The sequence below is a fragment of the Streptomyces yerevanensis genome (genome assembly GCF_000716805.1).
Classification (GTDB): Bacteria; Actinomycetota; Actinomycetes; order Streptomycetales; family Streptomycetaceae; genus Streptomyces; species Streptomyces flaveus.
In genome coordinates, this window is the sequence record NZ_JNWJ01000002.1 from 347,216 (window position 1) to 355,313 (window position 8,098).

Below are 8,098 nucleotides of genomic sequence, written 5' to 3' on the forward strand. Positions count from 1 at the left end.
CCCGCGTCTTTCAGGCCCGTCTTCCGGCGCGCGGTTCGGTCAGTTCCCGAGTATGCGGTCCACGAAGCCGGTCACGTCCGCGAGGACAGCGGCCTTGTCCGTCTCGTTGAACACCTCGTGCTGTGCGCTCGGGTAGACGCGCTCGGTCCAGTCGGCTCCGCGCAGTTCCTCGACGCCCGCGCGGCTGGCGGGCAGTGGCACGATCCGGTCGTCGTCGCCGTGCAGCCACAGCAGTGGGAGTGAGCCCACGCTGCCGCTCTTGGAGATGGTCTCCAGCGTGCGGACGAAGGCCTCCAGCGTCGGGCGCTTGAACGGGCCGTGCCAGACGAGGGGATCCGCCGCGTACGCCTCGCCCACCGACGGGTCGCGCGACAATGTCGTCGGGTCGATGGGGACCTCGGGGATCGGGTCGTGCGCCAGCAGCTGCCGGGCAACGTTCCAGTCACCGATCACCGGCCCGGACAGCACCAGCGCGGCCAGACCGTCGCCGTACCGCTGTGCGTACCGCGCCGCGATCAGTCCGCCCATGGAGTGGCCGATCAGCACGACGGGCACCCCGGGGTGCGCGGCGCGGGCCAGCCGCTCCACCGCGTGGACGTCGGTCACCACGTCCTCGAAGTCCTCGATCAGCACCCGCTCGCCCGCCGACTTCCCGTGGCCCATGTGGTCTGGCCCGAACACCGCGGCGCCATGCCCGTTCAGTACGTCCGCCACGTACTCGTACCGGCCGATGTGCTCCCCGTAGCCATGGACCAGGAGCGCGACGTACCGCGGCCGCTCCCGTGGCCACTCGCGTGCGGTGATACCGCCCCTGGTGCCGGTGAGGGTGTGCTCGCGGGAGTCGGCCATGGCTCGCTCCTCCATCGACGTCGGCGAAGGTTCCGGAGGATCTTCCCAGGGAGCGGGGCGGCGGTCCACAGTGCGATACCAGCGGCGTTCTCTCGCGTTGGGTCCCGTACGGGCAAGGGGCCAACTGGCGAGACGGTCCTGACATGGTGAGATGGCTGCGCATAGCATCGGTTCCCGCATGAACACGATGACGCTCTGGCACATCTCCGTCTGGGAGTTCGCCGCCCTCGCCGCCGCGGCCATGCTCGTCGGCTTCTCGAAGACCGCCGTGAGCGGGGCCAACACGGTCAGCCTCGCGATCTTCGCCGCCGTCCTGCCCGCCCGCGCCTCGACCGGCGTCCTGCTGCCCATACTCATCGTCGGGGACATACTCGCCGTGCTCACTTACCGGCGGCACGCGCACTGGCCCACGCTGTGGCGGCTCTTCCCGGCGGTGGCGGGCGGCGTGGTCGTCGGCACGGTGTTCCTGATGTGGGCGGACGACCAGATCGTACGGATGTCGATCGGCGCGATTCTGCTGCTGATGGCCGGGGTCACGGTGTGGCGCCGCCGGAAGGCCACGGCGGAGGAGGAGCCGGAGGAGGTGACCTCGCGAGCGGGCCGGATCAAGGCGCGTTCGTACGGTGTGCTCGGCGGCTTCACGACGATGGTCGCCAATGCGGGCGGCCCGGTGATGTCGATGTATCTCCTCTCCGCGGGCTTCCGCAAGCTCGGCTTCCTGGGGACCTCGGCCTTCTTCTTCCTGATCGTCAACGTGTCCAAGGTGCCCTTCAGCGTGGGCCTCGGCCTGATCGACGGCCGCTCGCTGCTGCTGGACGCCGCCCTCGCCGCCTTCGTCGTCCCGGGTGCCGTGATCGGCAAGCTCGCCGTGGACCGCATCAACCAGCGGCTCTTCGAGCGGTTGGTGATCGCGGCGACGGTGGTGGGCGGGGCGCAGCTGCTGCTTCGCTGAGCCGGGCGCTTTGCTGATTCCTGTGGCCTTGATTCCTGCGGCCGTACGCTCGACGCCATGTCCCTGTATGGCGATGACGAGGTCCATGTCCTGGTCCTGGGCGGCACGGCCGAGGCCCGAGAACTCGCCGCGGCCCTCGCCGCCCGGCCCGGCGTGCGCGTGACCACCTCGCTCGCGGGCCGGGTGTCCCGGCCGGGGGCGCTCGAAGGGGACGTACGCGTCGGGGGATTCGGCGGGGCGGAAGGGCTCGCCCGGTGGTTGCGCACGGAGCGCGTGGACGCACTCGTCGACGCCACGCATCCCTTCGCCTCGGGCATCACGGCGAACGCGGTGCGGGCCGCGACGGTCGTGGGCGTCCCGGCCGTAGTCCTGCGCCGCCCCGGCTGGCAGGCAGGGCCCGGCGACCGCTGGCACTCGACGACCTCACTCGCCGAAGCCGCCGAGTTGCTCCCGTCGCTGGGCCGCCGCGTCTTCCTGACGACGGGCCGACTGGGCCTGGCAGCCTTTGCCCCGCTCTGTGAACTCCACTTCCTCGTACGCTCGGTGGAGCCCCCCGAGCCGCCGCTGCCGCCCCATACGGAAGTCCTGCTGGCCCGCGGCCCGTTCACGCTGGAGGACGAGACGGCCCTCCTGCGTGAGCACGCCATCGACGTCCTGGTGACGAAGGACAGCGGCGGCGCCTCGACGTCAGCCAAGCTGACGGCCGCCCGCGCCCTCGCCGTCCCGGTCGTGGTGGTACGCCGCCCTCCGCTGCCGGAGGGGGTGGTGCCTGCCGCCGATGTCGCCGAGGTGCTGGCTTGGCTTGAGGGCGGCCTTTCAGGGACGGGGTCCTGATGGGGTGCCGGTGCGGTGAGTTGTTGCCAGCTGAGCCTGCGTGTGGGTCTGGGGCGAGCCCAGGGATGCGGGGCCACGTGGCGGGGCCCGGTGCAACGGCCCCGCCCTACCCCCGCGACCGCCTGCGCAGCAAATACGTGTCCATGATCCAGCCCTTGCGCTCGCGAGCCTCCGCCCGGAGTGCCGTGATGCGAGGTGCCGTGTCCGCGAGCGGGCCCGAAGCGAGGATCTCGTCCGGGGTGCCTATATAGGCACCCCAGTAGATGTCGATGTCCTGGTCGGCGTACCGCTGGAAGGCCTGGTGGGCGTCGAGCATGACGACGACGTCGTCGACGCCCTCGGGGAAACCTTCCGCAAGGCGTCGGCCCGTCGTGATCTGCACCGGTCCGGCGACACGGTTGAGGCCCGTGCGATGGCGGGCGACAAGGGCGGAGACGCTGCTGATGCCGGGCACGACGTCGTAGTCGAAGGTCACCGCGCCCCGCTCGAGAATCTCCTCCAGGATCCCGAGCGTGCTGTCGTACAACGCGGGATCACCCCACACCAGGAACGCCCCGCTCTCCTCCTCGCCCAACTCCTCGGCGATCAGCCGCTCGTAGATGTCGGCGCGGGCCCTGCGCCAGTCCCCGACCGCGGGGGAGTAGCCCGCACCACCGGCGGCCCGGTCCCGCTCCGGATCGCGGGCCTCCACCAGCCGGTACGCCCCGCCTGGTATGTGCGCGTCGAGAATGTCACGGCGCAGCTGGACGAGGTCCGACTTCACCTCGCCCTTGTCCAGGATGAAGAACACGTCCGTGCTCCTCAGCGCCCTGACCGCCTGAAGGGTCAACTGGTCGGGGTCGCCCGCCCCAATGCCGATGACATGAATCTTTCGCACACCCCGAGTCTGCCCCACGCCACTGACATTCGGATCACCGCACCTGATCAGAACAGTCGGCAGGCCCTCAACCCCACGCCCTACGCCTTGCTCCCACGCAGCCGAGGAGCCCACGCCCTCGCGTCCACCGCGACCTCGTCCCGCTCCACGACCCCAGCCAACTCCCTTGCCCAGGCGGCGAGTTCCGGCAGATCCATCCCGTACGGCTGCTCCATCCCGGCCTCCGCCCCCCACTCCTCGACCGCCCCGGCCCCCCGCCGCAACAGCCGCGCCCCGCCCGTGAGATTCCCGCGAGCCGCATGCGTGAGCCCCACCGCGAGCTGGGCCAGTCCGCGCCACAGGGCCCGTTCCTCCTCCGGCCCCGACTTCCAGGCGTCCTCGAAGACTTCGTGCGCATGGAACGGCTTCCCCGCCTCCAACAGCGCCTGCGCCTCGTCGACGGTCTCCTCAGGTGTGCGTACGACCCCTTCAGGCTGCCGCTCCACCCCGTCGGCCCCGTACGGAAGCGGCCGCCCGAGCCCGTCCCGCGGCCGAGCGCTGCGAGCCCGTCCCTCGGCGTCCCGATCCCGCCCGTCGTCAGAAGTACTACTCATACGCCGATTGTCCCCTGCCCCACGCCCCCTTCGGAGCACACCGCAGCGTGAGGTAAAGTGCTCTTCGCGCGATCACGCGGTTCACCGCGGCGGTCGCATCGGGACGTGGCGCAGCTTGGTAGCGCACTTGACTGGGGGTCAAGGGGTCGCAGGTTCAAATCCTGTCGTCCCGACAGTGTTCACCAGCGGGTCTGCCGGAAACGGCAGGCCCGCTGGACGCGTTCGTGTGACACGTGATGGCAACCGAGAGCCGCTCGGCGGCCGGTCTCAGGCCGCCCGGTCTGCTGACACCGAGGCGCTCTGGTGGTGTTTGCGGTCGGCGCGTGTCAGGGTCTTGTCGATGGCGGCGACGGCATCGCGGGCGGCGTGGGGGAGCAGGTGACCGTACAGGTTGACGGTTGTGGACAGCAGCCCGTCCCCCACGACTATGTGCAGGCAGTTGCACTGCTACGTCACCGCAGAACCCGGGCCATCAAACCCGGCTGCTCGCCCGCCCCCGCTTCCACCTTGCCTTCCCCATGTCACGCAGGTTCGGCCGTCGTGCCGCGCAGGACGAGGCGTGGGGTGAGGACGACCTCGCGGGGTTCGGTGCGGTCCTGGTCGAGGCGCTGGACCGCGGCGGTCACCGCGTGCCGGGCCTGTTCCTGGGCGTTCTGGCTGACGGTGGTCAGGTTGAAGCAGCTCAGCCGGGAGAGGGTGTCGTCGTCGTAGCCGACGACGGAGACCTGGCCCGGGACTGCGACGCCGGCACGGGCCAGGGCGGCCAGCACTCCGATGGCGGACTGGTCGTTGAACGCGACGACCGCGGTGGGTAGTTGAGGGTCGTGGAGGAGGTGGCGGGCGGCGTGCTCGCCGGCCGCCTCGGTCTGGTCTCCGGTGAGAACCCGGATGTGCTCGCCCAGTCCGTGGCGGCGCATGGCGGTGCGGTAGCCGCGGCGCCGGTCTGTGGCGATGACGCCCTTGCCGCCGTCGACGTAGACGATCTCGCGGTGGCCGAAACCGACGAGATGGTCGATGATCTGGCCCACGCCGTCGTCGTCCGCGGTGCGTACGACGTCCAGGGCGACGTCGGCGATGCGGCGGCCGACGGCGATGACGGGGGCCTTGTTGTCGAGGGCGGCGAGCGTGCCGGCGGGCGAGGTCGGACCGAGCAGGATCAGTGCTTCGCTGCGGAAGGCCAGCAGTGTCTCCACCGCGGTCTGTTCGTCGCGGGTGCGGGTGAGCGTGCTCAGGACGAGGTCGTAGCCCACCTCCTCGGCCGTGGTGTGCAGGTGCTCGACCAGTTCGGCGTGGAACGGGCTGCGAATGTCGACCACGACACCGAGCAGTCGGCTGCGCCTGCTGGCCAGCGTGCTGGCGGTGCGGTCCACCTGGTAGCCGAGGTCGGCAGCCGCCTTGAGGACACGCTGCCGGGTCCGCTCGCTGGGGCCGGATACGCCGCGCAGCACCAGGGACACCGACGCCGTGGAGACGCCCACATGCGCGGCCACGTCCTCCAACCGCGGGCGCTTGTGCCCGCTGTTGCGATGACGCATGAAACCACTGTTGTCCACTTGTACCTCCGCGCGGCAAATCTCCTCGTGCAACGCCCTTGACACGATCGTGAAACAAGGCTGATAGTACCAGGACTTAAAGCGCTTTAACTGTCCTGCTGCTCCAACGAAATCAGCCAGTGAGCGCGAGGCCCTACAACGGCCTCGGCACCTGGACATCGGCCTCCTCGCTCCACCACCTGCTCCCGAGGCCTTGATCGCCACTCCTCTCCAGCGGCCCACCCGAAATCCTCGGATTCCCCTCTCCCCTCCATGCACAGTGAGGTGCACGCCCATGACCCGCACACCGCTTCCCCGCTCCCGCAGAATCGTCCCCGCAGTGGCCATGGCCGCCGCGGCCGCCCTGACCCTCGCGGGCTGTTCCAGCAGCTCGGGCGGGAAAGAGGCCGAGGAGAGCGCTGGCAACGTCTCCGCCGGCAAGGCCTCCACACCGCGCATGACGATCGCGATGGTCACCCACGCGCCCTCCGGCGACACCTTCTGGGACATCATCCGCAAGGGCGCCCAGGCCGCCGCCGCCAAGGACAACGTCAAGCTCATCTACTCCAACGACGAGAACGCCGCCAACCAGGCCAACCTCGTGCAGAACGCGATCGACCAGAAGGTCGACGGCATCGCGGTCACCCTGGCCAAGCCGGACGCCCTGAAGAACGTGGTGGCCAAGGCGGTGAAGGCGGGCATCCCGGTGGTCGGCTTCAACTCCGGAATGGACCAGTGGAAGGCACAGAACCTGCTGTCGTTCTTCGGCCAGGACGAGGGAGTCGCCGGTGAGGCCTTCGGTGAGAAGCTGAACGAGACCGGCGCGAAGAAGGCCATCTGTGTGGTCCAGGTCCAAGGACACGTGGGCCTGGAGGCACGCTGTGCCGGGGTGAAGAAGACCTTCAAGGGCAAGACGGAGAACCTGTACGTCAACGGCAATGACATGCCGTCCGTGAAGTCGACCATCACCGCCAAGCTCAAGCAGGACAGCTCCATCGACCAGGTGGTCACGCTCGGCGCCCCGTTCGCGCTGACGGCCGTACAGTCCGCCTCCGACGCGGGCAGCGAGGCGAAGGTCGCCACCTTCGACCTCAACAAGGATCTCACCGGCGCCATCGAGAAGGGTGACATCGAGTTCGCCGTCGACCAGCAGCCCTACCTCCAGGGCTACCTGTCGATCGACTCCCTGTGGCTCTACAAGAACAACGGCAACTTCCCTGGCGGCGGCGAGCAGCCGGTGCTGACCGGTCCGGCCTTCGTCGACACGTCCAACGTCGAGGCCGTCGCCGAGTTCGCCGCGAAGGGCACCCGGTGATGAGCATGACCCAACAGGCTGCGCCGGCGGTGGACACACCGCCGGCTCCCGGCCCGAAGGAGGTCGACGGCCGGACCGCGCAACGTCCCCTGGCCGTACGGCTGTTGGCCCGCCCCGAGGTGGGTGTCTTCCTCGGCGCCGTCGCGGTGTTCGTGTTCTTCCTCGTCGCGGCGCCGCCGGTGCGCGACGGCAGCTCGATGGCCAACATCCTCTACCAGTCGTCGACGATCGGGATCATGGCCCTGCCGGTGGCCCTGCTGATGATCGGCGGAGAGTTCGACCTGTCGTCCGGCGTCGCGGTGATCACCTCGGCGCTCACCGCGGCCATGCTCAGCTTCCAGCTGACCGCGAACGTCTGGGTGGGGGTGATCGCCGCGCTCCTGGTGTCGCTGGGGATCGGCTTCTTCAACGGCTGGCTGCTGGTCAAGACCGGGCTCCCCAGCTTCCTGGTCACCCTCGGCACGTTCTTGATCCTGCAAGGCGTCAACCTCGCCGTGACCAAGCTGATCACCGGCAATGTCGCAACCGACGGCATCAGCGACATGGACGGCTTCGACCAGGCCAAGGCACTCTTCTCCTCGACTTTCGACGTCGGCGGCGTCGAGGTGAAGATCACGGTGGTGTGGTGGCTGGCCTTCGCCGCCCTCGCCACCTGGCTGCTGCTGCGCACCAAGTACGGCAACTGGATCTTCGCCGTCGGCGGCAACAAGTTCAGCGCCCGCGCGGTCGGCGTGCCGGTGACCTTCACCAAGATCGCGCTCTTCATGGGTGTGGGCTTCGGTGCCTGGTTCGTCCCCAAGACGACACCCTCACCAAGGACACGGAAGCCCCGGACAACGCCCCGGTCGTCGAACTGAAGGCCGCGGGCAAGGCGTACGGCAACATCCGCGCCCTGCACGGGGTGAGCCTGGCCGTCCACCCGGGCAAGGTCACCTGCGTGCTCGGCGACAACGGTGCCGGCAAGTCCACGCTGATCAAGATCATCTCCGGGCTGCACCAGCACACCGAGGGGGAGTTCCTCGTCGACGGCGAACCGGTGCGCTTCTCCACTCCGCGCGAGGCGCTCGACAAGGGCATCGCCACGGTTTACCAGGACCTCGCCGTCGTCCCGCTGATGCCGGTGTGGCGGAACTTCTTCCTCGGCTC

General features: G+C 69.4%; 9 protein-coding genes, 1 tRNA gene and 1 pseudogene. 6 read left to right on the forward strand and 5 right to left on the reverse strand.

Annotated features, from left to right (window positions below):
- Positions 1 to 39: 39 nt before the first annotated feature.
- Complete coding sequence (locus OP79_RS03520; RefSeq protein WP_033318363.1) at positions 40 to 849, reverse strand: alpha/beta hydrolase; 810 nt, start codon at positions 847 to 849, stop codon at positions 40 to 42.
- Between the two features lie 178 nt (positions 850 to 1,027).
- On the opposite strand from OP79_RS03520, the gene OP79_RS03525 reads away from it, so the two are divergent.
- Both OP79_RS03525 and OP79_RS03530 read left to right on the forward strand, forming a co-directional pair.
- The gene (locus OP79_RS03525) at positions 1,028 to 1,801 is read left to right on the forward strand and encodes a sulfite exporter TauE/SafE family protein (protein ID WP_033318364.1); all 774 of its coding nucleotides are present in this window, start codon (positions 1,028 to 1,030) and stop codon (positions 1,799 to 1,801) included.
- A gap of 57 nt (positions 1,802 to 1,858) precedes the next feature.
- Positions 1,859 to 2,635, forward strand: coding sequence for a cobalt-precorrin-6A reductase (locus OP79_RS03530; protein ID WP_033318365.1), 777 nt, complete (start codon positions 1,859 to 1,861; stop codon positions 2,633 to 2,635).
- 106 nt (positions 2,636 to 2,741) lie between these two features.
- Here the strand turns inward: OP79_RS03530 and cobF are convergent, their stop codons facing one another.
- Both cobF and OP79_RS03540 read right to left on the reverse strand, forming a co-directional pair.
- The gene (gene cobF / locus OP79_RS03535; RefSeq protein ID WP_033318452.1) at positions 2,742 to 3,512 is read right to left on the reverse strand and encodes a precorrin-6A synthase (deacetylating); all 771 of its coding nucleotides are present in this window, start codon (positions 3,510 to 3,512) and stop codon (positions 2,742 to 2,744) included.
- A gap of 80 nt (positions 3,513 to 3,592) precedes the next feature.
- The gene (locus OP79_RS03540) at positions 3,593 to 4,105 is read right to left on the reverse strand and encodes a DUF309 domain-containing protein (RefSeq protein WP_033318366.1); all 513 of its coding nucleotides are present in this window, start codon (positions 4,103 to 4,105) and stop codon (positions 3,593 to 3,595) included.
- 99 nt (positions 4,106 to 4,204) lie between these two features.
- Between OP79_RS03540 and OP79_RS03545 the strand changes: the two genes are divergently transcribed.
- Positions 4,205 to 4,278: transfer RNA gene (locus OP79_RS03545), tRNA-Pro, on the forward strand.
- Between the two features lie 94 nt (positions 4,279 to 4,372).
- Here OP79_RS03545 and OP79_RS55170 read toward each other — a convergent pair.
- A complete protein-coding gene (locus tag OP79_RS55170; protein WP_157857273.1) occupies positions 4,373 to 4,528 on the reverse strand; it encodes a hypothetical protein in 156 nt (51 codons plus the stop codon).
- A 98-nt stretch (positions 4,529 to 4,626) separates the two neighbouring features.
- Positions 4,627 to 5,640, reverse strand: a complete 1,014-nt coding sequence (locus OP79_RS03550) for a LacI family DNA-binding transcriptional regulator (protein WP_033318453.1) — start codon at positions 5,638 to 5,640, stop codon at positions 4,627 to 4,629.
- A gap of 292 nt (positions 5,641 to 5,932) precedes the next feature.
- On the opposite strand from OP79_RS03550, the gene OP79_RS03555 reads away from it, so the two are divergent.
- The 3 genes and pseudogenes from OP79_RS03555 to OP79_RS03565 form a co-directional block, all read left to right on the forward strand.
- Positions 5,933 to 6,952: a sugar ABC transporter substrate-binding protein gene (locus tag OP79_RS03555; RefSeq protein WP_033318367.1), complete on the forward strand. Its 1,020-nt coding sequence runs from the start codon at positions 5,933 to 5,935 to the stop codon at positions 6,950 to 6,952.
- Positions 6,952 to 7,746, forward strand: a pseudogene (locus OP79_RS03560) (ABC transporter permease); the annotation flags it as partial. The gene OP79_RS03555 and the pseudogene OP79_RS03560, both read left to right, overlap by 1 nt.
- A partial coding sequence (locus tag OP79_RS03565; RefSeq protein ID WP_033318455.1) for an ATP-binding cassette domain-containing protein occupies positions 7,737 to 8,098 on the forward strand: 362 nt, incomplete at its 3' end. The pseudogene OP79_RS03560 and the gene OP79_RS03565, both read left to right, overlap by 10 nt.

What these genes read in the sequence shown, in the direction of transcription:
- OP79_RS03550 (WP_033318453.1), bottom strand. Translation starts at nt 5,640, where the DNA reads ATGCGTCATCGCAACAGCGGGCACAAGCGCCCGCGGTTGGAGGACGTG.
- OP79_RS03540 (WP_033318366.1), bottom strand. Translation starts at nt 4,105, where the DNA reads ATGAGTAGTACTTCTGACGACGGGCGGGATCGGGACGCCGAGGGACGG.
- OP79_RS03520 (WP_033318363.1), bottom strand. Translation starts at nt 849, where the DNA reads ATGGCCGACTCCCGCGAGCACACCCTCACCGGCACCAGGGGCGGTATC.
- OP79_RS03525 (WP_033318364.1), top strand. Translation starts at nt 1,028, where the DNA reads ATGAACACGATGACGCTCTGGCACATCTCCGTCTGGGAGTTCGCCGCC.
- OP79_RS03530 (WP_033318365.1), top strand. Translation starts at nt 1,859, where the DNA reads ATGTCCCTGTATGGCGATGACGAGGTCCATGTCCTGGTCCTGGGCGGC.
- OP79_RS03555 (WP_033318367.1), top strand. Translation starts at nt 5,933, where the DNA reads ATGACCCGCACACCGCTTCCCCGCTCCCGCAGAATCGTCCCCGCAGTG.